The organism is Bifidobacterium criceti (genome assembly GCF_002286935.1).
GTDB classification, from domain to species: domain Bacteria; phylum Actinomycetota; class Actinomycetes; order Actinomycetales; family Bifidobacteriaceae; genus Bifidobacterium; species Bifidobacterium criceti.
The window spans coordinates 1-26,408 of sequence record NZ_MVOH01000009.1; the positions used below are offsets into that span (position 1 = coordinate 1).

Below are 26,408 nucleotides of genomic sequence, written 5' to 3' on the forward strand. Positions count from 1 at the left end.
AACGTCGTGAGACAGTTTGGTCTCTATCCTCTGCGCTCGTTGGAATCCTGAGGAGGCCTGCCCATAGTACGAGAGGACCTGGGTGGACGAACCTCTGGTATGCCGGTTGTCGCGCCAGCGGCACGGCCGGTTGGCTACGTTCGGGAGGGATAACCGCTGAAAGCATCTAAGCGGGAAGCCCGCTCCAAGATAAGGATTCCTGGCCACCCTGGAGGTGGCGTGAGACCCCACACGAGAACATGTGGTCGATAGACCGGACGTGGAAGCCGCGCGAGCGGTGGAGCCGACCGGCACTAACGGTCGAACACGACCAACACCGGCACCACGGTTGGAACCAACACGATCGGGACACACGACCGATCGGAACACACACAAGACAAGCATCAACACGAACCTGCGCGAACACACGACACCGCAACACGAACACGCACGCGTCCACCATCCGGTCCCCAAACAACCACCCCGGACCCCATCCCATACGGGAAGGGGCACGGGCACACGAACAGAACTGAAGACTTGCGGCGGCCATGGCCCAGGGGAGACGCCCGGACCCATTCCGAACCCGGAAGCTAAGACCTGGCACGGCGATGGTACTGCACCCGACAGGATGTGGGAGAGTAGCACGCCGCCGCACCAACACGCAGACGAAAGCCCCGGCACCACCAGACAGTGGCCCGGGGCTTTCCGCATACCCACACGCACCCCCACCCCGCCACACCCGCACCCCGGCGCGCCCGTGCCCACCACCGACGCCACCACACGCCACCACACGACACAGACAGGCACCGGAACGTCGCGCGCCACCGCAACCCATGGCATCGCACGACATTGGCGCCTATTGCAACGTCGGGCGTCACCTCAGACCACACCAACGCACAACGCGCATGGCACATCAGCGTCACTCGTCCGTACAGGTCACGGCAGCGTGCGATGCCGGCGACGGCACAATTCCTCTCCGCATCTTGCAGCATTGCTGTGCATGCAGCGTCCACATCCATCGTCCCCACACCATTGCACGACGCAAACGGCTCACCGACGTCATGCGCCACAGCATATTGCACCACCGCGCGACGCATGCGTCACCTCCCCTCTTCTCGTCGCGTATCCGCCCATTCTGCGGCATCGCGCGTCATGAACACAGCGCCCGCGTTCATCGTTCCCACACTCTGCGGCATTGCACGACGCGGACAGGCATCGCAGCAACCATCGTGACCATATAGCACGATATCGAGCGACGTTGGTGGCATCATAGCGCCCCGACACCGCATACTGCGGCATGGCGCGTCACTGCGCACCGTACCAACGCGCGGCGCTGGTGGCTCCACCTTCCGCACATCCTGCGGCGTTGTGCGGTGCCCGCACCCCTTCTGCACCACCGTGGCAACATGCGACGGTGAGTACCGAGGAACGACGGATGATACGCCCACATGGATCGTTGGGATGGGATACGGTAGGGTAGACAGGTGGGAGGAACGATGTCCTCGGGAGTGCAAGGAACCCGCATGCACGAGGTATGTGCATATGCATGCAGTAGGTGGGCACGGGACCTGTGCGCGTATGTACATACAACATATATAGGAAAAGGTGTGCGTTGCGGGACGACGATACATGCGTCCCACAACGCACACCTGTATGCGTCCGATCAGGACTGGGGGAGCACGGCGGCGTCGCAGGAGATGTAACGACGCTGCCATTCGAGGCATTGGTAGGTCTGGGTCGCGTCGGAAAGCGCGCGGTGCTCCTCGATGTCGGCGATGCCGTACCGCTGGATGAGGTCGACGAGACGGTGCCGTTCCGAGGGGAACAGATGCTTGTCGATCGTCATCGTGTCGAGTGTTGGGCGCATGAAGTTGTTCGCGAACCCGAGCGTGCGGTGTTCGGCTTCCGCGAGGAAGCCCATGTCGAAGCGGATGTTGTGCCCGACGATGACGTCGTCCTCGAGGAAATCGATGAACGGTTCGAGCACGTCCTCGATCGGTGGCATCCCCTCCACCATTTCGTTCGTGATTCCCGTCAGCCGTGTGATCGTCGGCACAATGAGTGTGCCCGGATCGATGAGCTGTGTGAACGTGCCCGTGATCCTGCCGTTGCGGATCTTGACCGCTCCGATTTCGGTGATGCGGTCGCGCTGCGCGCTCAGGCCCGTCGTCTCGAGATCGAGCGCCGTATAATCCTTCGGTAGGCGTTCGGCGGGCCGAATGACTACGGTCATCGTGATTCCTTCCTGATTGTCCGGCACCGGTGGATCCCCCTGACTGCTTTGTGGGGCGCTCCATCTGATGCCTCACCCAAGTGTACCGTTCCAGTGACGAGTGTAGTGTACGGCAGGCGAGAAACGCGCCCTTTGGTGCGTTATTTGCAAAGTGTTCGCAAACCTGGGCCGTATGAGGCTGCGGTGTCCGGCACGTGGTATACGCCGTTTCGGTGTATACGCGAGACAGGGGGCGAATATATGGATTGGGAACCGGTTTAGATGAGCGACGGGAACTGCGACGTGATTGTCCGCCCGTGGTCCATGTATGTCGTCGTCTCCTCCATCGCCTTGCGGATGTTGCTTTCGGTGATGTGGTAGGCTTCGTCATCCGCACCATCGTTCGCGGTGCGCCCAAGGCGCAGCCGCATCTGGTACCATGCCACGTTGCCGTGTGTGGATGCGCTCGGTCCTTCGTTGACGAATCCGAACCCCTGATAGAAGTCGATGAGTTTTTCCTTGCACGCGAGCACGATGCCCGAGCGCCGTGTGATAGCCGTGTCGAGGATGACGCGCCGCATGAGGTACGCGGCGCATCCGCGGTGCTGGTAGACGGGCGCCGTGTCGACGCCGAGGATCATCTGCCATGTGCCGTGTTCGTCGTGCATCGTGGCATCGTCGTACATGTCGTCGATGAGGTCGGGGTGGTCGGTCGTCATGCCGTTGACGAAGCTCACGAGCATGCCGTCGGCGAGGCGTGCGGGGAAGCATGCGTCCGCGCCGTCGGCATCGGGGTTGACGAGGAGCCAGAAGTGCTGCGGGTACGTTTCGATGCGGTTCGCGAGACGCTCGATGTCGGCCGCTTCCTGCGGGGGGAAGCACGCCGATTCGATACTGTGGAGCGCATCGAGATCGTCCATGGTTGCATGACGCACAAACATGGGCACCATCGTCTCTCAAGGCATGGTCAACTTGCCGGCCAACCGCCGGTATTGCGCTCTCGACGATTTTCCGTTCCGGTGGGAACCTAGCGCATCAGCGCGGGATATGTGTTTTCGACGCTGTGAGGAAAAACGGCTTACGTGCGGAACCGGCCAACGGCGTGTGAGCTATATTGCACGTAGAACAACCCTGACCGGACGCGTATGGACCGCGGCCGGTCACGGCGCCGATACGGACAACAGTGGCGACACCACACTGACGAGTACCAAGGAGCAGGGAATCATGTCGGGGAATGCACAAGGCGCGACGCATACGGCCGCGAAGGCCGCCGCCGCAGGCACAGTCAACGGTTCCCAGGCGACCGCGGCGAAATCGGTCGTCAAACGAACACTCACAACGAAGGACCTCATCGTCTTCGGTATGATCTTCATGGTGCCGATCGCGCCGTTCTCGATCATCGCGTCGGTCGCCTCCGTATCCCACGGCATGCCGGCGATCGCGTACCTCATCGCGATGGTCGCGATGCTGTTCACGGCGTTGTCCTTCGGCATGATGGTGCCGTTGTTCCCGTCGAGCGGCAGCATCTACATCTACGCGTCGCACGAGATGAACGACTCGGTCGGCTTCGTCGTCGGATGGCTGATGATCCTGCAGTACCTGATCACGCCGGCGATCATGCTGCTCATGGCGGCGAACGCGTTGCATGAATATCTGCCGCATATCCCGGTATGGGTGTGGTGCGTCGGCTTCCTCGTCATCATCACGGCGATCGCGATGCGCGGCACGGGCGCGACCGTCCTCGTCGACAAGCTCGCGCTCGCCGCCGAGCTCATCGTGCTCGCGCTGTTCTTCGTGTTCGGTGTCATCTACGTGTGCCGCCATCCGGAGACGGCGCACTTCTCGGGCACCGCGTTCTTCAATCCGGGCAGATTCGACATGGGCGCGATGATGAGCGCCGTCTCGCTGTGCGCGCTGTCCTATGTCGGCTTCGGCTCGATCGTGACGCTCGACGACCAGTGCGTGCGCCCGAAGAAGGCGCCGGGCAAGGCGATGATCGTCATCGTCCTCATCCTCGGCTTCCTCTATATGTCGATGAGCTTCCTGACGATGTGCATGGACCCGTCCGGCAACATCCTGCAGGCGAACCAGAACAGCGGCTTCTATGAGGTCGCGGGCCTCGCCGGCAAGTGGCTCGGCGTCGTATGCGCCGTCGCGAATGCGCTCGCACTCGGCCTGTTCACGTCGCTTTCCGGCATGACGGCGATCTCGAGCCTCATGTACACGATGGCCGTCGACGGCGCATTGCCGAAGTTCCTCGCGAAGTTCGACAAGAAGACGAACGTCCCCGTCGGCGCCACGCTCTTCACGGCGGTCGTCAACCTCGTGCTCATCTTCGTGTTCATCCTCCTGGGCCAGAACACGGCGGCGAAGGTGAGCAATTTCGGTGCGCTCTCCACGTACTGCATGCTCAACGTCGTCGTCATATGGGGCCTTGGCATCAAGGCGCGCGGCTACCGTGGACGCTCGTTCTGGCGTACGGTCCTGTGCCCGCTCATTGGCGCGGTCGTCACGTTCGTCATCTTCGTGTCGCTCGGCTGGACCGTGTGGATCGTCGGTCTCGTCTGGACGGCGCTCGGCATCGTCTATTATCTCGTGTGGACGAAGGGCATGCACCGCACGATGGACCTTGAGCGAAAAGTCTCCTGACGAAATCCTTCCTTATTTCGCGAACGCCCCACGATATTGTTTTCGTGGGGCGTTCGTTTTTTGATTGATGCGCACAATCGCGCGCATGTTGAGCATTGTATCGATTTTTGCTATAGCGACGCCGCCGTTTCGGCTCGCGAAGTGCCGTACAGTGTGTCACGCAGGCACAACAGAGGGTCCGCATACAGCAAACAATACGTTCGAATATGCGAAACATATAAGGAGGGACGGCACATGAAATACGCGATCCTTGGAGCCGGCGGCATGGGCATCCAGTATGGTGTGCTGCTGCAGGAGCATGCGCACGCCGATGTCGACTTCATCGACGCGTGGACGCCGAACGTCGAACGGATACGTGCACAGGGTGGCGCGTATGTGTCACAGGATGGCGAAGGGCGTCACCTCGTGCCGATCGACGTGTACTACCCGGAGGAGTACGACGGCGACCCCGATGTGTGGATCGTCTTCGTCAAGCAGCACCAGCTGCCGGAGCTCCTCGAACGCATCAGCGGACATATCAGCCCGCACCAGCATGTGTTCTCGGCGATGAACGGCTACGGCCATTTCGAACGTCTCGCCGAATACTTCGCGAAGGACCACATCTATGGCGGCACGGCGCTCATCGGCGCGTACGTCTACGGCCCCGGCGACTTCAATTTCACCGGCGGCGCCCACGCGAAGGCGATGCACATGTGCGCGTACGACGGCCACGATGCGGCCGACGACCCTGTCGAACTCGCGTTGTACCGCGATTTCCAGACGGCGACGCTCAATCCGACGATCGTGTCGCATTTCCTTGGCATGTGCTTCGCGAAGATCGTGTTCAACTCGGTGCTCAACACGTTGTGCACGATGTACGAGATCCGTTTCGGCGAATTCGCCGAACATCCAAGCGCACCGGTCCTGACACGACAGCTCGTCGACGAAGCGTACACGGCCGCGGAACATGCCGGCATCACGCTTCTCGGCACGAGGGAAAGCGAGGTGGAGACGATAATGCATACGGCCGCGGTCGCGCACCCTTTGCATTATCCGTCGATGTACCAGGACCTCACGAGGTGCCGTCCGACCGAAGTCGACTACATCAACGGCTACATCGCACGCCTCGGACGCGAACACGGCGCGCCGTGCCCGCTCCATGAATTCGTGACGCACGAAGTGCACCTCGCCGAGCATGCGTTCGCCATCCACCATCCCGAGATCGCCGCGCAGCAGGCGGTCGACGGGCGCTGAGCGACGCCGAAGACCTGAGCAAACGGCATTCTGACGGCCCTTCCGCGGCGCACGCCGCGCAGGGCCTTGGACGAACACGTCCACAACCAAGTGTGAAACATATCGTGAAACACAACGACTCCACTTCCGACATCAACCCATACGCACCATCACCATCGGTGACAACAACCAAGGAGACGACAACGATCATGACGACGAAACAGCGCATCCACACGATCATCCGTACGGCGGCCGCCGTGCTCGCGGGCGCGGTCATCATCGCGAACAGCGCGTGCGGCAGCGCGCAGAGCGCATCGGCCGAACAGATCGCGACACCGAAGGACGGCAAGACGACGACGGTCACGGTCGGCGTATGCCCCGGACCGTACGGGGAGATGATCGACGAGGTCATCGCACCGCTCCTCAAGGATGACGGATACGAACTGACGACGAAGACGTTCAACGACTACGTGCAGCCGGACAAGGCGCTCGCAAGCGGCAAGATCGACGCGAACCTGATGCAGCACGGCAACTACCTGAAGAAGTTCAGCGCCGACAACAACCTCGACCTCATCTCGCTCGGACAGACGCCGACGCTCGGCCTCGGCGTCTATTCGAACAAATTCACGTCGATCGACGACGTCGCCGACGGCGCGAGCGTCGCGGTCGCGAACGACGGGTCGAACCTCGCGCGCAGCCTCGGCGTCCTCGAACAGAACAAGCTCGTGACGCTCAAGGACGGCGTCGACGCGACGAAGGCGTCGGTCAACGACATCGCCGACAACCCCAAGCACCTCACCATCAAACCGATCGACGCGGCACAGCTCGCGCGCTCGCTCGACACCGTCGACGTCGCGCTCGTGCCCGGCAACTACTCATGGGCGGCCGGACTCGACCCGAAGGACGCGCTCGCGCTCGAACGGCAGGATGACGGCGTCATCGAGGTGTTCGCGATCGCAGGCGCGAACAAGGACACGCATTTCGCGAAGACCGTCACGGAATTGCTCGGCAGCGACGAATTCAAGAGCGCGATCGCCGCGAGCAGGTTCAAGGACTTCGGCAAGCCGGCGAGCTGGAACGAGTAAGGGGAGACGATGGCGGACATCATCACATTGGACGACGTCTCGGTCGTCTTCAACAGCGACGGACGCACCGTCGAAGCGGTCAGCCATGCGACCGTGCACGTCGAGGAAGGCGAGATCTTCGGCATCGTCGGTTTCTCAGGGGCGGGCAAATCGACGCTTGTGCGCACGATCAACCTCCTCGAACGCCCGACGTCCGGACACGTCATCATCGACGGACACGACGTGACCGCGTTGCGCGGCGCGGCGTTGCGCGAACTGCGCAGCGGCATCGGATTCGTCTTCCAAAGCTTCAACCTCATCGACAACGTGACCGTCGCACAGAACATCGCGTTCGCGCTCAAAGCGGCGCACGTGCCGAAGGCACGGCGACGCGCGCGCATCGAGGAACTGCTCAGGCTCGTCGGACTCGAAGAGAAAATCGACAGCTACCCGTCGCAGCTTTCGGGAGGGCAGAAACAGCGCGTGTCGATTGCGCGCGCCCTCGCGAACCATCCACGCATCCTGCTGTGCGACGAGGCGACGAGCGCGCTCGATCTGGAGACGACCGAGGAAATCCTCGCGCTCCTCAAGCGCATCAACACCGAGCTCGGCGTCACGATCGTCTTCATCACCCACCAATTCGACGTCGCGAAAGCGATCTTCGACCATGTCGCCGTCATGGAACACGGTGTCATCGTCGAACAGGGCATGACATTCGACGTGTTCGGCTCACCGCGCCACGAGACGACGCGCGCGCTCGTCGAACGCTACCTCGGCGTCGCGATCCCGAGGCAGCTTGTGCCGCAACTGCCGTCGGGGCGCCTCATCGAACTGCGGTACAAGGACGAAGGCGCGTTCGAACCACTCATCAGCGACGTCTCGCGGCGCTTCGAAGTCTCGATCAACGTCCTGCACGGCAACGTCGGCTACTTCGGCACGCAGGCGATCGGCACGCTCATCGTGCTTGTGAGCGCACGGCAGGAAGGGCAGCGGGGTGCGTTCGTCGTACAGGCGGCGATCGACGAGCTCACGTCGCGCGTCGCCGATGCGCGTGAGCTGAGCGTCGCGCTCAACGACGACATCGGCGCGAGCGTCGACGCGATCTTCGCGGAAGATGCGGACGGCGTGGATGGCGCGGAGACGTCGGCGCACACGGCCGGCGCACACGATGGCAACGCACATAAGGAGGTGCTCGCATGAACGACACAATCGAGATCCTCAAGGAGAACCTCGGACAGGCGTTGTGGGACACGTTCACGATGGTCGGCATCGCGACACTCGTCGGTGTCGTGTTCGGCACGGCGCTCGCGATCCTGCTGTTCCTCACCCAGCACCGGCTGTTCACGCCGAACAGGACCGTCAATGAAGGTGTCGGCTTCGTCGTCAACGCGATCCGTTCGATGCCGTTCCTCATCCTGCTCGTCGTGCTCATCCCGCTCATCCAATTGATCATCGGCGACCCGTACACGCCGACGGGAGGTGCGATCGCGCTTTCGATCGCCGCGATCCCGTTCTTCGCGCGCGTCGCGGAAAGCGCGTTCCAGGAAGTGGACGACGGCCTGATCGAAGCGGCGATCTCGACGGGCGCGCCCGTGCGGCAGATCATATTCGACGCCGTGTTCCCACAGGCGCTTCCAGCGTTCATCCGCGGCATCGTGCTCACCGTCATCTCACTGCTCGGCTATTCGGCGATGGTCGGCACGATCGGTGCGGGCGGCATCGGCGACCTCGCGATCCAATACGGCTACAACCGCTATGAGACCGGCGTGCTCGTCGCCGTCGTGCTGCTGCTCATCGTCGTCGTGCAGCTCATCCAATGGATCGGCGACCGCATCGCGCTCAAGGTCACGCATTAAGCGGCGCGCGCACATGGTTGCCGTGGACATCTGCGGAACACATGCCCCGTGGACAATGACGGCCACGGACACACAGCGAACAGACGACGACGGGCAAACGGACGACAGGAAAGGAGCATCATGGCAGTGCGGTTTTCGGCGGTCACGGCGAACATGCCGGCGAATGTCTTCGAGAGGATGGACAGGAAAGTGGCCGAGGCGAGGCGCGGCGGCGCCGATGTCATCGACCTGTCGAAAGGCAATCCGGATGGGTTCCCCGAACCCTTCATCCGCGAGGCGGCGCGCGCGGGCGTCGACGAGCCGCTCAACGCGCGCTACACGCCGTTCGACGGCAAACGGCGGTTCCTCGACGCTGCAGCCGGATGGTACGCGCGTGTGCACGGGGTGGCGCTCGACGCGTCCCGTGAGCTGTTCGCCGTCGAAGGCGCCGTCGATGGCCTCGCGACGCTCTTCAGCGTCCTGCTCGACGCGGGGGACACGGTCGCGTTCGCCGACCCGTACTATCCGTCCTACCACTGCATGGCCGCGTTGCGTGGCGCGCGCGAACTGCTGCTGCCCGCGCGCGCCGACCTCGGCTGGCTGCCGGACCTCGACGCCGTGCCCACGGACGTGTGGGACGATGTGCGCGTCCTCGTGCTCAACTATCCGAACAATCCGACCGGCGCACAGGCGCCCGCATCGTTCTTCCGCCATGCGGCCGACCTCGCGCACCGCCATGATTTCGTCGTCGTGCACGACTTCGCGTACGCGGGGCTCGGCGTGGACGGCCAACAGGTGAGCCTGCTTGAGGCGGTCGGCGTCGACGAACGCGCGGTCGAAGTGTGCTCGCTTTCGAAGATGTATGCGATGGCCGGTTGGCGTGCCGGATTTATCGCCGGTAGTGAACGCATTGTTGACGTCGCGAAGGAATTCCATTATCAAATGGGTTCTATGATCACTTCATTCGTACAGGACGCTGGCGCGTCGGCTCTGGAAAGCGACCAGAGCTGCGTCGCGCGGCTCGCGGCGCATTATGCCGCGCGCCGCGCCGTCGTCGCCGGTGGCTTGCGCGCATTGGGGTACGATCTGTTCGATTCTCCGGGCGGACTGTATGTATGGATGCATGCGCCGCAAGGATTCGACGGCGACCGTTTCGCCGACACGCTCCTCGAACGCGCCGGCGTCGCCGTGCTGCCCGGATCATGCTTCGGGCATGAGGGCGCCGACCATGTACGACTGAGCCTGCTGCAGCCGGGCGACCGCCTCAAGGAGGCCGTGCGCCGCATCGGCCGGTGTTGTTGACGGACATCCAGATGGGTGGCGCCGTCCCCGCGATGCCCGAAACGAGGGATACGCGGGACGGATGTCCACTACTGATAGCCACATAGTGGAATATCATGTCAAACAGCAACAATCATCGGTCACACTCTCGGGAGGTCCACGCGACCTGACCCGACCAGCAGCGAAGGAGGAATCGGCGGATGCTCGATTGGTCGTTCATCGAGCGTTATGCACCGTTCTTCGTGAACGGCGCGTGGATGACATTGTTCATCTCCGTGTTCGGCATCGCGCTCGCCGTCATCACCGGCCTCATATGCGCGGCGGTCGAGACCGCGCGCATACCGGTCCTACGGCAGGCCGTCGCCGTCTACATCGAAATCAGCCGCAACACGCCGCTCCTCGTCCAACTGTACTTCCTGTACTTCGGACTGCCGAAGCTCGGCTTCGTCTGGTCGGCGGAAATGTGCGCGATCATCGGACTTGGGTTCCTCGGCGGTTCGTACATGGCGGAATCGATGCGCGCGGGATTGCAGGCCGTGCCGCAGATCCAACGGGAGAACGCGTACATGCTCGGCTTCAACAGGCGGCAGACGCTCGTGCACGTCGTCATCCCACAAGCGATCAGCATATCGACGCCCGGCATCGTCGCGAACATCATCTTCCTCATCAAGGAATCGTCGGTCGTCTCGGCGATCGCGCTCGCGGACGTCATGTACATGGCGAAGGACCTCATGGGCATCACCTATGACACCTACGAGTCGCTCTTCATGCTCATCGTGACCTACCTGATCATCCTGCTGCCGATCTCGATCCTCGGCACGTGGCTTGAGAGGAGGTTCGACTATGCAAGGCGCTAACATCCTGCTCGAACCGGGCGTGTTCCCACGCCTGCTCCAAGGGCTGTGGGTGACGGTCTGGATCGCCGCCGTCTCGGTCCTGCTAAGCGTGCCCGTCGGCCTCGTATGCGGATGGCTCATGACATTGCGCAACCCAGTCGTCCGCGTCATCATGCGCGTCTACCTCGATTTCATCCGCATCATGCCGCAGCTCGCGTTGCTGTTCATCGCATACTACGGCATCGCGCGCGCATGGAACTGGAACCTCGACGCGACGGGCGCGTGCGTGCTCGTCTTCATCCTGTGGGGCGGAGCCGAACTCGGCGACCTGACGCGCGGCGCGCTGCAATCGATCCCCGAAGTGCAGCATGAGACCGCATACATGCTCGGCTTGAGCAACTGGCAGGCGTTCATCCACGTCATCCTGCCGCAGGCCGTGCGCCGCCTGCTGCCGGGCTCCGTCAACCTCGCGACGCGCATCGTCAAGACGACGTCGCTCGCCGTATTGCTCGGCGTCGTCGAGGTCATCAAAGTGGGGCAGCAGATCATCGACGCGAACCGCTTCCAATATCCGACGGGCACGTTGTGGGTCTACGGCGTGATTTTCCTGATGTATTTCATCGTGTGCTGGCCGCTTTCGCTCGTGGCGCACGCGCTCGAGAAAAGGTGGGCGAATGACTGAAACGAACAAACCTGACGCGCATGGCGCGCCAATCGCGCTCAGTGTACGCGACCTCACAAAGCACTACGCGGACGCCGCACACAACGTCTTCGACGGCATATCATTCGATGTGCCGAAAGGGAAGGTCCTCGTCGTCGTCGGACCGTCAGGATCGGGAAAATCGACACTGCTGCGCACGATCGCGGGACTCGAACCAATCCAGGGCGGCACGATCGCGCTCAACGGCGACGTCATCGAGACCGGACAGCCCGGCAATGAGAACAGCGGACGCGTCAAGCGCGGCGAGGACCTGCGTACGAAATTCGGCATGGTCTTCCAAAGCTACGACCTGTTCCCGAACAAGGATGTGCTCGGCAACATCACGATGGCGCCGATGCTCGTGCAGAAGCGCAAGAAGGAGGAGGTCGAACGCGAAGCGCTCGAACTGCTCGACCGTGTGCATCTCGCCGACCGCGCACATGCGAAACCGCATGAGCTTTCCGGAGGCCAACGCCAGCGCGTCGCGATCTGCCGCGCGCTCATCCTGCACCCCGAGATCCTGCTGCTTGACGAGATCACGGCGGCGCTCGACCCGGAAATGGTGCACGAAGTGCTCGAAGTCGTCGTCGAACTCGCCGACGCCGGACAGACGATGCTCATCGTGACCCACGAGATGAGCTTCGCGCGCGCGATCGCGGACCGTGTGATCCTGCTGTCGGACGGGGGCATCGCGGAACGCTCGGATGATCCGGAGACGTTCTTCACGCATCCGAAGACGGCACGTGCGCAGGAGTTCCTGCACTCGTTCGACTTCGTGCGCCACCGCAACGCGCAGGCGGAGCGCGAACTCAAGGCATTCGACGACGAGTGAACGCATTGCCCGCGTAGCGGACACCGAAACGGATGTCTGTATGACCGTATCAGGTCGGCGATCAAGACTTCATCCGAACAACAACATCACCAACAACGAAACCACGGAAGAGCACGGAAAGGAAGCACCATGAGCTCATCCATTGTCAAACAGCTCGGCAAGGCGATCGCGGCGGCAGGCGCGGCGGTCCTGATGATGACGGCTGTCGCGGCGTGCGGTCCGTCCGCATCGACGCCGAGCGAAGCCGGCTCCTCCGCGTCGTCGGGCACGACGACCGCGAAGGCGCGCACGATCGACGAGATCAAGAAGTCCGGCGAACTGCGCATCGCCGTGTTCTCGGACAAGGCGCCGTTCGGCTACGTCGACAAGGACGGCAAGTACGCGGGCTACGACATCGAGTTCGCGCAGGCGCTCGCCGACGGCCTCGGCGTCAAGCCCGAGTACACGTCGGTCGACCCGGCGGCGCGCGTCGACGTGCTCGCGTCGAACAAAGTCGACATCACGCTCGCGAACTTCACCGAGACACCCGAACGCGCCGAGAAGGTGGACTTCTCGAAGCCGTATATGAAGGTCTCGCTCGGCGTCGTCTCCCCGGAGAGCAACGAGATCACCGACATCAGCCAGCTCAAGGGCAAGACGCTCATCGTCGCGAAGGGCACGACCGCCGAGACGTACTTCGAGAAGAACCATCCGGAGATCAAGCTGCAGAAGTACGACCAGTACGCGGACGCCTACAACGCGCTCCTCGACGGGCGCGGCGACGCGATGAGCACCGACAACACCGAGGTGCTCGCATGGGCGAAGGCCAATAAAGGCTACAAGGTCGGCATAACCGACATCGGCGACGTCGACGTCATCGCCGCGGCCGTGCAGAAAGGCAACACGGAGCTGCTCGACTACATCAATGACGAGATCGTCAAGCTCGGCAAGGAGAACTTCTTCCACAAGGATTACGAGAAGACGCTCAAGCCGGTCTACGGTGACGAGGTCAACCCCGACGACATCGTCGTCGAAAGCGGCGAACTCGACGAGTGAACCGGCATCGGCACCGTTATGCGACGCAATGCATGACCGTGTCCCGTATATGACGGAGGCGGCCGCCTACGATGGGCGGCCGCCTCCGTCATATACAGCGCCGTCAGCCTTCCGCGACCGCACATTCCAGCTCCCGGAACGTGCGGTCGACGCGCGTCGCGCGTCCGCTACAGTGGATGCCATTGTGCCCGCGTGGGCGCAGGAAAGAGGTAACCATCATGTCCCCAGGCGCCATCGTCCTGATCGTCGTCGCTGTACTGCTGCTCATCGTGCTGCTCAGCTCGTGCTACGTCGTGCCGCAGCAGCAGGCGTATATCATCGAACGCTTCGGCAAGTTCAAGAAGGTCACGTTCGCGGGCATCCATCTCAAGATTCCGTTCGTCGACAAGATCGCGATGAAGACGAACATGCGCGTGAGCCAGCTCAACGTCAAGATCGAGACGAAGACGCTCGACAACGTGTTCGTCGAAATCGTCGCGAGCACACAGTACCGCGTCAACGCGGCCGACGTCGCGAAGGCGTACTATGAGCTGCGCGACCCGGCGGGGCAGCTGCGCGCGTATATGGAAGACGCGCTGCGTTCCGCGATCCCGATGCTCACGCTCGACGACGCGTTCGCGAAGAAGGACTCGGTCGCCGCCGATGTGCAGCAGACCGTCGGCGCCGAAATGGCGCGCTTCGGCTTCACCGTCGTCAAGACGCTCATCACGTCGATCGACCCGAGCCCGGCCGTCAAGGCGGCGATGGATTCGATCAACGCCGCGCAGCGCGAGAAGGAGGCGACGCGTCAGCGCGCCGAGGCGCAGCGCATCCAGATCGAGACGCAGGCGGCCGCGGAAGCCGAGAAAGTCAGGCTCCAGGGCGAGGGCCAGGCGAACTACCGCCGCGAGATCGCGACGGGTATCGTCGACCAGATCAAGAGCCTGCAGGCCGTCGGCATGGACATCGCCGAAGTGAACAACGTCGTGCTGTTCAACCAGTACCTCGACGTGTTGCGTTCGCTGTCCGACTCGCCGAACGGCAAGACGGTCGTGCTGCCGGCCTCGACACCCGGCGGCTACCGCGACCTGTATGAGCAGATGACGAGCGCGATGCTCACGTCGCAGGAGAGCATCGCAACGCCGATGCCGCCGGCGTCACCGGCGCCGCGCGCGCCGCGTGTCTGACCTCTGGGTCTTCCGCGGCAGATTGTCTGCAGCGCAACGCGAACGGTCCCCACACACCGCCGATGGTGTGTGGGGACCGTTCGTCGTAGTGCAGGGCGTGCGCGCAGCGGCGTCACGACGCGAGGAAGTCGGCGATCGGCGCGGCGGCCGCGTATCCGGCGCGGTACATGCGTTCGAGCCCCTCATAGGTCTTCGACATCGTCGACAACCCGTACAGGTCCTCCGGCGCGATGATGAGCGCCTTGCCCTGCCGTTCCGCTTCCTTCGCGAGCGCGACCTCGTCGTTGTAGGTGCGGTAGCGGTTGAGGAGCGCTTCGGCGGCCGCGGGGTGGGAGCGCGCGAGGAGCCTTGCGGGGGCGACATCGTGGTGTTGTTCGCGCAGGACGTCCTTGAGCCGTGTGAGGACGACGACGATGCGGTCGTAGCCTTCGTCGAGCGCGCGCAATACCGGGACCGGGTCGGCGATGCCGCCGTCGAAGTACGGCACGCCGTCGATTGTGACCGGTTTGCACGCGACGGGCACCGCCGACGACGCCTTGAGGATTGCATAGTCGTCGTAGTGCATGTCGTGTTTCGTGAAGTAGCGTGGCTCCCCGGTCACTCCGTTCGCGGCGACAACGGTGAATCCGGTCGGGTTCGCGGCGAAGGTCTCATAGTCGAGCGGGTTCTCGCCGTCATGGTTGCTCAACGTGCCGTAGACGTAGTCAAGGTCGCAGTAGCTTCCTGTACGCGCGTAGGCTTCCATGCTCGCATATTCCTTGCGGAACGCGTATTCGGTGTAGAACGTGTGCGCACGCGTGTTCTGTTTCGCGATGAACGACGCGAGGTTCGCGCTGCCTGCGGATATGCCGTACGCGTGGTCGAAGGAGATGCCTTCGTCGAGGCAGCGGTCGAGGACGCCTGCGCCGAATATCGCACGGAAGCCGCCGCCGACGTCGATGATTGCTGTTCGGTTCGTCATTCGTGCCATTGTACTCACCGTCGTCCACGCGCTCACTTGGCGGGGATGCGCGCGTCCTCGCCGCCTGTGTCGAGCAGTTCGCGCGCGAGCGTCGCGACACGCGGGGACGTGTCGGAATTCGTGAGTGTGACACCGCCTTGTGCGTCTTCGGATGCGAGTGCGCCGAGCGATTCGAGGACGACGTCGAGATGGTGGACGGTGCCGGCGTTGCCGTCGATGATTTCGACGGAATCGGGGAGCAGTTCGCGGAAATAGTCGCGGTAGAAGATGAAATGGGTGCAGCCGAGCACGACGGAATCGATTGTGTCGAGGTCGTATCCGTCGAAGTATCGGTGGAGTGTGCGCATGACGAGGTCGTCGTCGTCAAGCTCGCCATGTTCGACGATGCGCACGAGTTCCGGGCACGGTTGCGGATGGATCGTGTGTTCCGATTCGAAACGGTGCATGAGCGCCGCGAATTTGTGTTCGCGCAACGTGAGCGGCGTCGCGGCGACGATGACGTGTTGGCGTTCGCCGTGGCCGCGGTCGCATGCGACTTTGAGCGCGGGTTCCATGCCGATGATCGGCAGGTCGTAGTGTTCGCGCAGTTCGGCGGCGGCGGCGCTCGTCGCGGTGTTGCATGCGATGACGATCGCCTTCGCGCCTTGCGCGACGAGGTCGTCGACGATATGGAACGACAGGTCGCGCACCTCTTCGGGTGTCTTCGTGCCGTAGGGCGCATGCGCGGAATCACCGAAGAACACGATGCGCTCGTGCGGCATCTCACGGCGGATCTCACGGACGACCGATATGCCGCCCAAACCGGAATCGAACACGCCTATCGGTGCCGACGAACTCATGACTGCCTCCTCGATGCATGGTGCGATGCGCGGATCCGCCCGCATCCCGTGCCGTTCATGCGCCATTATACGAAGCGGCGCGCATGAGGTCAGCGTAACGGCGAACATGACGGCGCATGTTCGGGTACAGTGAGGCGTATGAGCATTGCAATGACGGTTTACAAGACGCAGGCGACAGGCAACGATTTCGTCATGTTCGAGGACGCGGACGGCGCGTTCGATCCGCAGCCGAAGGAGGTCGCGAAGATCTGCGACAGGCATTTCGGCATCGGCGCCGACGGGCTGATCCGTGTCACGCGGCCGCAGCATGTCAAGGACATCAGCGACGAGGACCTCAAGGCGTGCGCCGACGCGCACGTCGAATGGTTCATGGACTACCGCAACGCCGACGGCTCGATCGCGCAGATGTGCGGCAACGGGTCGCGCGCGACGGCGCTCTTCATCCGCACGATGCACGGCATCGGCGGTGGCGGGCCGCTCAAGCTCGGCACACGCGCCGGCGTCAAGGAACTCACGCCGATGCCCGATGACGACGAGCTTGGCGCGCATGTGTTCCGCGTCGACATGGGCGCGTGGAAGACCGGTGATGAGGATGCGCACACCGTGACCGTCGCCGGTGCGCCCGGCGAAGGCAAGGGCACGTTCGTCGATATGGGCAATCCACACATCGTCGTCGTCGTCGAGGATGCGTTCAGCACCTTGCCGGTGCTTGAGGATCTCGACCTGTCCAGGCCGCCCGTCGTCGTACCGGCGATCGAAGAGGGACAGAACGTCGAATTCGTGCGCATCGACGAAATCGACGGTGCCGAGGACCGTGGGGAGGCGACGATGCGCGTGCACGAACGCGGATGCGGCGAAACGCTCTCATGCGGCACCGGGTTGTGCGCGACCGCGGTCGTGCTGCATGCGAAGACCGGCGTCAACCATTGGCGCATCACAGTGCGCGGAGGCAAAGTGGACGTGGATGTGACCGGTGACGACGTCATGCTGACCGGTCCCGCCGCGATCGTCGCGAAAGCGGAACTGCTCTGAACCGCTGAACGAGGACGTGGACGTCACTGTGCGCGCAGGAACGCGCCATAGGGAACGAACATCGCCGCGAACCATACGAGATAGCCGATGACGGCGAACCACACAAGCGCCATGAGCACGGCGACGACGATGCCGGCGGCCGCGAGCGCCCTGCCGCACGCGCGGCCGTCCTTCGTCTGTACGAACGCGACAATCGAACATGCAAACCCCACAGGCGGCAGCAGGAATGCGCACACGAAGCCAACGACGGCGAAGACGTTCCACCGTTGCGGCGGCAGCGGCACGACGGTGGGGGATGGGACGGTCCCCGTGGCATCCGTGACGTGAACGGCGGTTGCGTTTGCGGGATGAACGTCATCATTCGTGGGACGGATGGGATCATCGATGCGCGTCATCGAACGGAACGCTCCTTGATTGGTGCACACGGCCTTGCGGACGGGTGCGGTCACATGAACAGGTACGCGCCATCCTTGACAAGGATGAGCGTGATGAGCGCGACGATCCAGACGGCGTCGGCCATGAGGTCGAAATTGAGGCGGTAATAGGTGCGCAGCCCCTTCGCATGCGCCGGCAGCCCCTGGACGGTGACGGTCGCGTGGGACACGGCCATGAACTGGACCGTCGTCGCGAAGCACAGCACAAGGCACCATGGGCACAGCGCGTTGATGACGAAAAGCGACTGCGACGTGAGCCAATACGAGTAGGCGAGCGCGGCGAGCGCGCCGAACCAAGTGCATGTGGCGAACCACCGTGCCATGCGCATCCTTGCGAGCCCGATGACGGCGATCGTGCAGAACACCGATTCGGCGGCGATGCCGAAGAACGCGTTCGGATAGCTCAGGCCCGCGAACTTGACGATCTCCGACTGCCATGAGTCGGCGACGGCGGAGCATGACAATACGGCGTTGACGTCACATGACAGCAGTTTGCCCGGCTCCCTCGCCATCTGCAATGTCTCCGCGGACAATACGAACGAGACGATGAGCGCGAGGCCGGACGCGGCAAGCATGACGAGGTACAGCCATGTCGACGAGTGGCGCCAGCCGCGTGGCATGTCCGGCGCGTCGGTCCGTGCGGACGCGGCCGCCTTCGCGGATGTGTCCGGAGGCCCGGACTGGGTGTGCTCGTGCTGGACCGGTGCCATGGAAAGCCTCCTTGGACTGTGGGCTGGTTGGCGGGCATGCGTATCCCGATGACGTCGCGTCATCGGTGCCGCCGGGACAACAGTCTACAGAACGCGGCCGCCCGGGGCGAACCGGCGTTCGGTTTTTTACGTGCGTATGGCACGGATATGCGTGGTGAGCGTTTACGATGGAAGCTATGGCGAACGTAGCGATTCCTATGACACCTCCGACGAGCGGATGGGACATGCACTGCCACACCGTGTTCTCCGACGGCACCGAGACGCCGCACGAGCTTGTGCGGCGCGCGAAGGCGATTGGCCTGCATGGTGTGGCGATAACCGACCATGACACGACGGCCGGCTGGGAGCAGGCCGAGGAGGCGTCGGGCGCGATGGGGCTGCCGCTTGTGCGCGGCACCGAGATCACGGCGCAGGACGGCACTGTCTCCGTCCATATGCTCGCCTACCAGTACGATCCGCGCAACGGACGCATATGCGAACTGTTCCGTTCGACGCGCGCGGCGCGCCTTGAACGTGTCAAGAAGATGGTCGCGCTGCTGTCACGCGATTTCCCGATCGATTGGGATGATGTGCGTGCACAGGTCAAGGAGGGGGCGCGCACGACGATCGGACGCCCGCATATCGCCGACGCGCTCGTCGCGGCCGGTGTCTATCCGGACCGTTCCGCCGCGTTTGCCGACGCGGTCAGCTCGCACAGCAAGTATTACATTCCGACGCCATCACCGAGCACGGCCGAGGTCGTGCGCGCCGTCGGCGAGGCGGGTGGCGTGAGCGTCGTCGCACACGCCGCCGACACGAGCCGCAACCGCGTGCTGTTGAGCGACGGGCAGATTGCGCGTCTCGTCGACGAAGGCCTCGACGGGCTCGAAGTGTGGCACCGTGGCAACCCGCCCGAACAGCGCGCGCGTCTGCTCATGCTCGCCGAACGCTACAGGTTGCTCGTCACCGGCGGATCCGATTGGCATGGGCGTGGCAAGCCGAACGCGCTTGGGGAGTATGTCACCGATGACGCGACGGTCGCCGAGATCGTGCGGCGCGGTGCGATCCTATTGTGGCGGTGAACCAATACGGGGGTGCGCCATCCGATGGATGGCGCACCCCCGTATGCGTAGACCCCGGCCGTGGGTCAGCTGAGCGCGCCGAAACCGACGGCGTGGCGCGTCTCGGAGCCGATGATCGCGTAACCGAGCGCGTCGGCCGGTACGATGAAGCGGCGGCTCTTGTTGTCCATGAGGACGATCGGCGCATGCTGCGCAAGCGCCTGATCGATCGTGTTCTGGATCTGTTCCGCCGGCTCGTCCGAATTGAACGTGACCGGCCGCGTGACGTTCTGGATGCCGAGTTCGATTTCCATATGACTCTCCTTGTTGCCGTACGTATGCCCTCGCGGCACATGCCAAGGCCATATTCTATACGTCTTCTATACGTCCGTCCCGTGCACGCTGCGCCATCGGCGTATGCGGCACGGGACGCGGTCAGCCCTGGGTGCGCGCGTCGGTCGTGGGAATCGATGCGGACCCCGTCGCCGGATGCGTCTGCGCCAGTCCCGCTTGCGCGTCACGCATCGCGCGCTCCTCGCGTTCCAGCAGCGGGATGAGCAGGGTCTGCGCGTCGGGGCCATTCGGCGCATCCGTGCCGTTCACGGCGGGTCGCGGTGTGCCGGTGGCCGCTTCGCCGGTCGTCTGCGCTTGGCCGGCTGTCTGCGCTTGGCCGGTCGTATCGGTCGTATACGCATCATGCGTCGCGTCGCTCACGCCGATGACGATCGTCTCACTCGAAGAGGCGACGATCTGGCGTGAGTTCGTATCGTCCGTGTCGACGACGCCGATCGCGTCGATCGAACGCGAATTCGTACGGTCGTCGTCGACGGGACGTTCGTTCGTGATGTCGCGTTCATCGGTCGCGTCGAACACCGACGGCGCGGACGCCATCTGCGTGCTCGACGGCGTCGCCGTGCGGCGTTGGCGAGCCTCGTCCTCGCGCAGCAGCGTGTTCACGGTCACGGTGCTCGGGTTCGCGGCGGCCGCATGGTCGTATCCGCGTGTACGGTGCATCGTCACACCGAGCTGGTGGGCGAGATGGTCGACCTGCGCCTTGAACTGCATGATGCGCGCGTTGTCGCCCTGATTGAGCGCCTGAAGGAAATCGCCGACCTGCGCCATCTGCACCCACAGGTTCGCGCGTAGCATGATGAGATCGTCAAGACGGTTGCCGAGGATCCGGCCATACGCGGTGATGACGGCGTTGCGGTGCGTCTCGTCGAGTTTCGAGAAGATCCACGCGAGGTCACGCGCCGGATCGTTGATCTGCATCTCCTGCCAATTCGTGATCGCCGTGATCGTCGATCCGGAGAAGATGAAATCACCATCGGCGTAGCCTCCGTGCACCGGGCACGTCATGAACGACCATAGGCCCTCCGTCTCAAGGATGCGCGTCCAGCTGTCGGTGATCTCGGACGGCACATGCCCCGCATGGCGCAGCCGTTTGATCCATGAAGTCAGCTGAGCGCGAATCTGGCCCGTCGTATATGCGGGATAACCGGATTCGGTGAGGAACGTCGGACGCAGACGGTGGACGGCGCCAATCGCCGTGCCGACCGATGCGCAATCGTCGAGCGTGAGCAGCTCAAGCGAACGCGAGACGCCTTCGGGATGCACGGTCACGAGCACGGCAGCGCGTTCGGCATCATCACCGCCCGGCTCATAGGCGACGACGCGGTCGGTCGCGAACCCGAGGCCGGCGAGCTCACGGGATCGGCCGACGACCTGCGCGGCGCGCGTGCGTCCCGCGAGCCGCTTCTTGCCGCGTGGCTCGTTCGTGGCATAGACGTTGTAGAACTGGCCGCGCAGATCCTGCACGACGGCCTGGTCGATGCCGGCGTCCGCATCGGTGTCGTTCTCCTGCTCGCTTGCACGTACGCCGACGACGGCCCCGTCCGGCATCGCCGCCGAGGCGAGGGCCGCCAACATCAGATTGCTTCGTTCACTCACAGAGGCCATTTTTCCATGCGGAGCGTACAAGCCGCCGCACAAACGCACGCATTCCAACGGATACGGGACCATCACCCCGCATGCGCATCCGGGCGTGGCACAATGGTCGGCATGGAGTCATCAGCGGACACGATCCTCGACGGGCTCGACGACGCGCAGCGGCTCGCCGCGACGAGCGTCGACGGCCCCGTGCGCATCATCGCATGTGCCGGCGCGGGCAAGACACGCACGATCACGCGTCGCATCGCCTACGCATGCGCGAACGGCGCATGGCATCCGGGCGCCGCGCTCGCCGTGACGTTCTCGGTCAAGGCCGCGAACGAGATGCGTGGGCGGCTCACGGCGCTCGGCGTCGCCGACGGCGTGCATGTCGCGACGTTCCATTCGGCAGCGCTCGCGCAATTGCGCGACGTGTGGAACGAACTGTGCGAAGGCCCGTTCCCGCAACTCATCGAACACAAGACCGACGTCGTCTCGCAGGCGCTTGTGCGCGCACTCAACCACGAACCCGAACGCCGCGTCGCACTCGACGTCGAACATGAGATCGACTGGTGCAAGGTCTCGCTCATAGCCCCCGACGACTATGCGCGCGTGTGCGCGGCGACGCACCGCGAACCTCCCGCGCAGCTCGACGTGAACCGTTTCGCCGACGTCTACCGGCAGTATGAACTCGAGAAGACGGCGCGTCTGCAGATCGACTTCAACGACATCCTGCTCATGTGCGCGCATGTGCTCGACGCGTTCCCCGACGCCGCCGCCCATATCCGCGAACGCATCGGCTGGCTCACCGTCGACGAATACCAGGACGTCTCGCCGTTGCAGCACCGGTTGCTGCGCGGATGGCTCGGGGACAACCGCAACATATGCGTCGTCGGGGACCCGGCGCAGACGATCTATTCGTTCGCGGGCGCGACAAGCTACTATCTTGACACGTTCGCGGACGAGTTCGCGCCCGTCGCCGCGAACGTCGAACTCAACCGCGACTACCGTTCGACACCACCCGTCGTCTCGTTCGCGAACCGTGTGCTCGCGCGTTCGCCCGAACGCGACGGCTATCTGCGCCTGCAGGCCGTGAAGACGGGAGGCCCGCGTGTGACGAGCCGGATCTACGAGACGGACGCCGAGGAGGCGTACGCCGTCGCGGCGGCCATCCAGCGGATCGTCGCGAACGGCGGGCGGGCGGCCGATTGCGCGGTGCTCACGCGCATCAACGGGCAGCAGGCCGCGTTCGTACGCGCCTTGCGCGAGCGCGGCATCCCCTATCAGGTGCGCCGCGACGCCGGATGGCAGCAGTCGGCGGTCGTCGACATGGCATCGGGCGACGCGTCGGCGATCACCGACGAGCAGGGGGCGTTGAGCGGCCGTGTGACGGTCAGCACGATCCATGCGGCGAAGGGCCTCGAATTCCCGACCGTGTTCCTTGTCGGCCTGTCCGACGGGCTCATGCCGTTCCATGCCTCCGACGACCCGACGACGCTCGAGGAGGAGCGGCGTGTGCTGTATGTGGGGGTGACGCGCGCCGAGGAGGCGCTCCACTTGTCCTATGCGCGCTGCATGAACGAACGAAGCGGCTTCGTCAGGGACGTAAGCCGCTTCCTTCGTTGACGCTACTGTTCGTCGTCGGGGCGATCCGGGGTGTCCGGGACATCCGGGACATCCGGGACATCCGGAGTGTCCTTGGCGTCCGGTGCCGTGCCGCCGTCGGGCTGGGCGCCGTCCGTGCCATCGGCGCCTGTCTCGCCGCCTGTGTCCGCATCGTCGTCGAGCAGTTTGCTCAGTTCGGCGTCCCAGTCGATGTGTTCGCGTTGCGGCTTCGCGGCCTGTGCGTCGTCGTCGTGTTCGTCGGGAAGCGCCGGCAGCAGATCCGGATGCCCCCACATCGCGTCGCGCGCCTCGATGCCCTGTTCGGCTGTGATATGTTCCCACAGTTGCGCGGCCTCGCGTGTGCGCTTCGGACGCAACTGCAGGCCGAGCAGGTTCTCGAACGTGAGTTCGGCGGGGCCCCCGACGGCCCGTTCGCGGCGCATCATCTCGCGTAGTTGTTCGAGATGCGGCAGATGCGCCATGCCCGCTCGCCATGTGACGCATTCGACCCATCCTTCGACGAGCGCGAGGATCGTCTCGATCGAATGCATCGTCTCCTTCTGTTCGTCGGTCGTCGTCAGGCCGACGTTCGACAGGTTGACGGCGCCCGAAAGCGACTCGGGGTCGAACGACGACGCGCCACGCAGCTGTTCCTCCATCGCGTCGAGGTCGATCGTGATGCCGCGCGCGTATTTGCCGATGAGCGCGGTGAAGCGCGGCATGAGCCACGGCACCGTCACATAGAGGCGCGCATAGGCTTGTTCGCGCAGCGCGATGAACTCGGTGACCTCACTGGCGTCGATCTCAAGCGATTGTGCATATTCGTCGACGTTCTGCATGATCAGGCCTCCGGCGGGGTTCTTGAGCAATTCGATGCCCTGGTCGTAGCTGCCGCGCACTTCCTTCGACATCGCGCCGGCGGCTTGTCCGAGCTGCATCGCGTATGACGTGTTGGCGAAGAGCTTCATGAGCTGGCGCGGGTCCTTCATGCCTTCGGGGATCGGAATCGGCACCGGACCGGCGAACATGCCGGTGATCTCGCCGTCGAACGCGTCGCCGAGGCGTTCGGATATGACCGCGCTGAGCGCTTCGTTCATCGAGGACGCGACCGGTGCGGCGAACTGCGCCCACTGGTCGATCGTGCCTTCGACCCAGGCGGCGCGTGTGAGCGCCTCGGCTTTCTCAGTGACCGGATTGAAATCGGTCGCCGTGTCAAGCCACAGGTTGACCTCGCTCATCGCGCGGCGCATCGCGTTGCCTTCCTCGGCCGTGACGGAGCGTTCGCTTTCGGCGTCGTTCGCCTGCTGGAGCGCGATCGATTTCGCGAGTTTGACGTTGATCGGCCCCTCTTCGATCGTCTGCTGCATCTCACCGAAGGAATTGAGGCCGCCGCCGGCGAACGCCTGCATCATGCCACGGATCTGCGACGGGTCGGGCAGATCCTCCGGGCTCTGGCTCATCAGCTGCTCGCGGATCTGCTCGGGCAGTGCCTCGACCTGCTTCCATGCCATCTCGCCCTGGACGGGGCCGAAGCAGTCGATGAACCATTGGTGCAATGTGTGCTCATCCATCGTGGAATCCCTCTGTCTTGATCGTTCGTTGCGGTTCCTGGTGTGCTATCTGTCTCAATACGCAACACGCCGAAATAATTCCACCGCGCCCATAGTATGGGGGGTATGTCCGCATTGAACAGCAACGGCACCACGAAGCGCGGCGGAATGTTCCGCCGCCTCGCCGCACGCTACTCGTCACGCCCCCTTGGCTTCTTCACGGGGCTCCTCGCCGTTATGCTCGGCATCGTCATCCTCGTGCTGCCGAGCCCATATGTCGTCGAGACGCCCGGTCCCACGCAGAACGTGCTCGGTGCAAGCGGCGGTAGGAAGGTCATCGATGTGCAAGGCGTCAAGACCTATGACGACACCGGCAGGTTGCTGCTTGTGACCGTCAACGCCGCCGGCGTGCCGGGCTACCCGGTCTCGAACGCCGAGGCGCTCTGGGGCTGGGCCGACCCGCATATGCTCGTCATGCCGCAGGAGGCCGTGTTCCCGCCCGGACAGACGAGCGAAGCATACGAACAGGAATCGAAACACGAGATGACGTCGTCACAGGGCGCGGCGATCACCGCGGGGCTCGACTATGCGGCGAAGCTCGGCGTCGACGTCGACGGCGCGCATGTCACGATGCATGTCGACGACATCGGCGGCCCCTCGGCGGGCATGATGTACGCGCTCGGCCTCGTCGACATGCTCACCCCGCGGCATGAGGCGGCCAAAGTGACGATCGCCGGGACCGGCACGATCGATGACGAAGGCAAGGTCGGCGAGATCGGCGGCATCGGCCTGAAGATGCTCGGGGCGAAACGCGACGGCGCGACCTGGTTCCTCGCGCCGTCGGCGAATTGCGCGGATGTCGCCGGGCACGTCCCCGAAGGCCTGCGCGATGTCAAGGTCTCGACGCTCGGGGACGCGTACCGTGCGCTCGTCGCGATAGGCGAAGGCAAGGGCGCGGACCTGCCGCACTGCACGGCCGGTTGAGCATGAGCCGCAGGGTGACCGCGATACGACCGTGTTCGACGGTGTTGCTATATTGGCGGACGTGAATCAAACGGCATCTGATAACGCTGAGGAGTTCGGCTTCCGCGCGGGGGACCTGGTCCAGGAATGGCTCTGGGACGACGATGTGGATGATACGATCCGCGAGAAAATCGAGACGTTGACCGGTGAGGAACTGGCGGACGAGGAATACGGTTCCGCAGTGGACGGCGCGGTCATCTGGTGGCGCGACGGCGACGACGAGGACGGCCTGTCCGACACGATCATGGACGCATACGCCGTGCTCGGCCAGGATGGGCCGCTGTGGGTGCTCACGCCGAAACCGGGCCGCGAAGGGGCGCCGGGGTCGAATACCGTGCAGAACGCGGCGAAGACGGCCGGCATGAACGCGTCGACGCCGCTCACTGTAAGCGACGATTGGAACGGCATCCGTCTGCGCGCGTTCGGGAAAAGCTCGAACCGCTGAACATATGACTGCCGCCGCAGGCCTTGGGCCTGCGGCGGC

General features: G+C 63.8%; 25 protein-coding genes and 2 rRNA genes. 18 read left to right on the top strand and 9 right to left on the bottom strand.

What is annotated here, in order from left to right:
* Together B1526_RS04760 and rrf are read left to right on the top strand one after the other, a co-directional pair.
* Nucleotides 1–317, top strand: a 23S ribosomal RNA gene (locus B1526_RS04760); the annotation flags it as partial.
* 200 nt (nt 318–517) lie between these two features.
* Nucleotides 518–634, top strand: a 5S ribosomal RNA gene (gene rrf, locus B1526_RS04765).
* Nucleotides 635–1,642: 1,008 nt separating this feature from the next.
* Here the strand turns inward: rrf and B1526_RS04770 are convergent.
* Both B1526_RS04770 and B1526_RS04775 read right to left on the bottom strand, forming a co-directional pair.
* Nucleotides 1,643–2,212, bottom strand: coding sequence for a 3'-5' exonuclease (locus tag B1526_RS04770; RefSeq protein ID WP_235607042.1), 570 nt, complete (start codon nt 2,210–2,212; stop codon nt 1,643–1,645).
* Nucleotides 2,213–2,469: 257 nt separating this feature from the next.
* Nucleotides 2,470–3,141, bottom strand: a complete 672-nt coding sequence (locus B1526_RS04775) for a GNAT family N-acetyltransferase (protein ID WP_407640999.1) — start codon at nt 3,139–3,141, stop codon at nt 2,470–2,472.
* 274 nt (nt 3,142–3,415) lie between these two features.
* On the opposite strand from B1526_RS04775, the gene B1526_RS04780 reads away from it, so the two are divergent.
* The 11 genes from B1526_RS04780 to B1526_RS04830 all read left to right on the top strand — a co-directional run bounded on the left by B1526_RS04780 (nt 3,416) and on the right by B1526_RS04830 (nt 14,801).
* A complete protein-coding gene (locus tag B1526_RS04780) occupies nt 3,416–4,840 on the top strand; it encodes an APC family permease (RefSeq protein ID WP_095614951.1) in 1,425 nt (474 codons plus the stop codon).
* Between the two features lie 234 nt (nt 4,841–5,074).
* On the top strand, nt 5,075–6,073 hold the full coding sequence (locus B1526_RS04785; RefSeq protein ID WP_095614952.1) for a ketopantoate reductase family protein: 999 nt from the start codon (nt 5,075–5,077) through the stop codon (nt 6,071–6,073).
* Between the two features lie 188 nt (nt 6,074–6,261).
* Nucleotides 6,262–7,137, top strand: a complete 876-nt coding sequence (locus B1526_RS04790) for a MetQ/NlpA family ABC transporter substrate-binding protein (protein WP_095614985.1) — start codon at nt 6,262–6,264, stop codon at nt 7,135–7,137.
* 9 nt (nt 7,138–7,146) lie between these two features.
* Nucleotides 7,147–8,316, top strand: coding sequence for a methionine ABC transporter ATP-binding protein (locus B1526_RS04795; protein ID WP_095614953.1), 1,170 nt, complete (start codon nt 7,147–7,149; stop codon nt 8,314–8,316).
* On the top strand, nt 8,313–8,972 hold the full coding sequence (locus B1526_RS04800; protein ID WP_095614954.1) for a methionine ABC transporter permease: 660 nt from the start codon (nt 8,313–8,315) through the stop codon (nt 8,970–8,972). The genes B1526_RS04795 and B1526_RS04800 overlap by 4 nt, the downstream gene beginning before the upstream one ends.
* Nucleotides 8,973–9,092: 120 nt before the next feature.
* Complete coding sequence (locus tag B1526_RS04805) at nt 9,093–10,253, top strand: pyridoxal phosphate-dependent aminotransferase (protein WP_095614955.1); 1,161 nt, start codon at nt 9,093–9,095, stop codon at nt 10,251–10,253.
* A gap of 179 nt (nt 10,254–10,432) precedes the next feature.
* Nucleotides 10,433–11,089, top strand: coding sequence for an amino acid ABC transporter permease (locus B1526_RS04810; RefSeq protein WP_095614956.1), 657 nt, complete (start codon nt 10,433–10,435; stop codon nt 11,087–11,089).
* Nucleotides 11,076–11,750 (top strand): amino acid ABC transporter permease, encoded by a 675-nt coding sequence (locus tag B1526_RS04815; protein WP_095614957.1) that lies wholly within the window; start codon nt 11,076–11,078, stop codon nt 11,748–11,750. Before B1526_RS04810 ends, B1526_RS04815 begins: the two co-directional genes overlap by 14 nt.
* Entirely contained in the window at nt 11,743–12,600 is an 858-nt protein-coding gene (locus B1526_RS04820) for an amino acid ABC transporter ATP-binding protein (RefSeq protein ID WP_095614958.1), read from the top strand. The genes B1526_RS04815 and B1526_RS04820 overlap by 8 nt, the downstream gene beginning before the upstream one ends.
* A 129-nt stretch (nt 12,601–12,729) precedes the next feature.
* Complete coding sequence (locus tag B1526_RS04825; protein ID WP_095614959.1) at nt 12,730–13,635, top strand: cysteine ABC transporter substrate-binding protein; 906 nt, start codon at nt 12,730–12,732, stop codon at nt 13,633–13,635.
* A gap of 218 nt (nt 13,636–13,853) precedes the next feature.
* Nucleotides 13,854–14,801 (top strand): SPFH domain-containing protein, encoded by a 948-nt coding sequence (locus tag B1526_RS04830; RefSeq protein WP_095614960.1) that lies wholly within the window; start codon nt 13,854–13,856, stop codon nt 14,799–14,801.
* A 112-nt stretch (nt 14,802–14,913) separates the two neighbouring features.
* On the opposite strand, the gene B1526_RS04835 is transcribed toward B1526_RS04830, so the two are convergent.
* Together B1526_RS04835 and murI are read right to left on the bottom strand one after the other, a co-directional pair.
* Nucleotides 14,914–15,762, bottom strand: coding sequence for a patatin-like phospholipase family protein (locus tag B1526_RS04835; RefSeq protein ID WP_095614961.1), 849 nt, complete (start codon nt 15,760–15,762; stop codon nt 14,914–14,916).
* A gap of 32 nt (nt 15,763–15,794) precedes the next feature.
* The gene (murI, locus tag B1526_RS04840) at nt 15,795–16,601 is read right to left on the bottom strand and encodes a glutamate racemase (protein WP_095614986.1); all 807 of its coding nucleotides are present in this window, start codon (nt 16,599–16,601) and stop codon (nt 15,795–15,797) included.
* 138 nt (nt 16,602–16,739) lie between these two features.
* Here murI and dapF point away from each other — a divergent pair, with 138 nt between their 5' ends.
* Nucleotides 16,740–17,633 (top strand): diaminopimelate epimerase, encoded by an 894-nt coding sequence (gene dapF, locus B1526_RS04845; protein WP_095614962.1) that lies wholly within the window; start codon nt 16,740–16,742, stop codon nt 17,631–17,633.
* Between the two features lie 23 nt (nt 17,634–17,656).
* Here the strand turns inward: dapF and B1526_RS04850 are convergent, their stop codons facing one another.
* Both B1526_RS04850 and B1526_RS04855 read right to left on the bottom strand, forming a co-directional pair.
* Nucleotides 17,657–18,028: a DUF4190 domain-containing protein gene (locus tag B1526_RS04850; protein ID WP_133088461.1), complete on the bottom strand. Its 372-nt coding sequence runs from the start codon at nt 18,026–18,028 to the stop codon at nt 17,657–17,659.
* 50 nt (nt 18,029–18,078) lie between these two features.
* Nucleotides 18,079–18,687, bottom strand: a complete 609-nt coding sequence (locus tag B1526_RS04855) for a vitamin K epoxide reductase family protein (RefSeq protein ID WP_201260128.1) — start codon at nt 18,685–18,687, stop codon at nt 18,079–18,081.
* 257 nt (nt 18,688–18,944) lie between these two features.
* Here B1526_RS04855 and B1526_RS04860 point away from each other — a divergent pair, with 257 nt between their 5' ends.
* Complete coding sequence (locus B1526_RS04860) at nt 18,945–19,838, top strand: PHP domain-containing protein (RefSeq protein ID WP_201260126.1); 894 nt, start codon at nt 18,945–18,947, stop codon at nt 19,836–19,838.
* A 65-nt stretch (nt 19,839–19,903) separates the two neighbouring features.
* Here B1526_RS04860 and B1526_RS04865 read toward each other — a convergent pair whose 3' ends face one another.
* On the bottom strand, nt 19,904–20,131 hold the full coding sequence (locus B1526_RS04865; RefSeq protein ID WP_095614966.1) for a DUF3107 domain-containing protein: 228 nt from the start codon (nt 20,129–20,131) through the stop codon (nt 19,904–19,906).
* Between the two features lie 121 nt (nt 20,132–20,252).
* Complete coding sequence (locus tag B1526_RS04870) at nt 20,253–21,719, bottom strand: phosphotransferase (protein ID WP_095614987.1); 1,467 nt, start codon at nt 21,717–21,719, stop codon at nt 20,253–20,255.
* 159 nt (nt 21,720–21,878) lie between these two features.
* On the opposite strand from B1526_RS04870, the gene B1526_RS04875 reads away from it, so the two are divergent.
* Nucleotides 21,879–23,372 carry an ATP-dependent helicase gene (locus B1526_RS04875; protein WP_095614988.1) on the top strand — a complete coding sequence of 498 codons (1,494 nt, stop codon included), beginning with the start codon at nt 21,879–21,881 and terminating at the stop codon, nt 23,370–23,372.
* Between the two features lie 2 nt (nt 23,373–23,374).
* Here B1526_RS04875 and B1526_RS04880 read toward each other — a convergent pair whose 3' ends face one another.
* Nucleotides 23,375–24,922 carry a zinc-dependent metalloprotease gene (locus tag B1526_RS04880; RefSeq protein ID WP_095614967.1) on the bottom strand — a complete coding sequence of 516 codons (1,548 nt, stop codon included), beginning with the start codon at nt 24,920–24,922 and terminating at the stop codon, nt 23,375–23,377.
* A 105-nt stretch (nt 24,923–25,027) separates the two neighbouring features.
* Here B1526_RS04880 and B1526_RS04885 point away from each other — a divergent pair, with 105 nt between their 5' ends.
* Both B1526_RS04885 and B1526_RS04890 read left to right on the top strand, forming a co-directional pair.
* The gene (locus tag B1526_RS04885) at nt 25,028–25,885 is read left to right on the top strand and encodes a YlbL family protein (protein ID WP_095614968.1); all 858 of its coding nucleotides are present in this window, start codon (nt 25,028–25,030) and stop codon (nt 25,883–25,885) included.
* Between the two features lie 61 nt (nt 25,886–25,946).
* On the top strand, nt 25,947–26,369 hold the full coding sequence (locus B1526_RS04890; protein WP_095614989.1) for a DUF3052 domain-containing protein: 423 nt from the start codon (nt 25,947–25,949) through the stop codon (nt 26,367–26,369).
* Nucleotides 26,370–26,408: the final 39 nt, after the last annotated feature.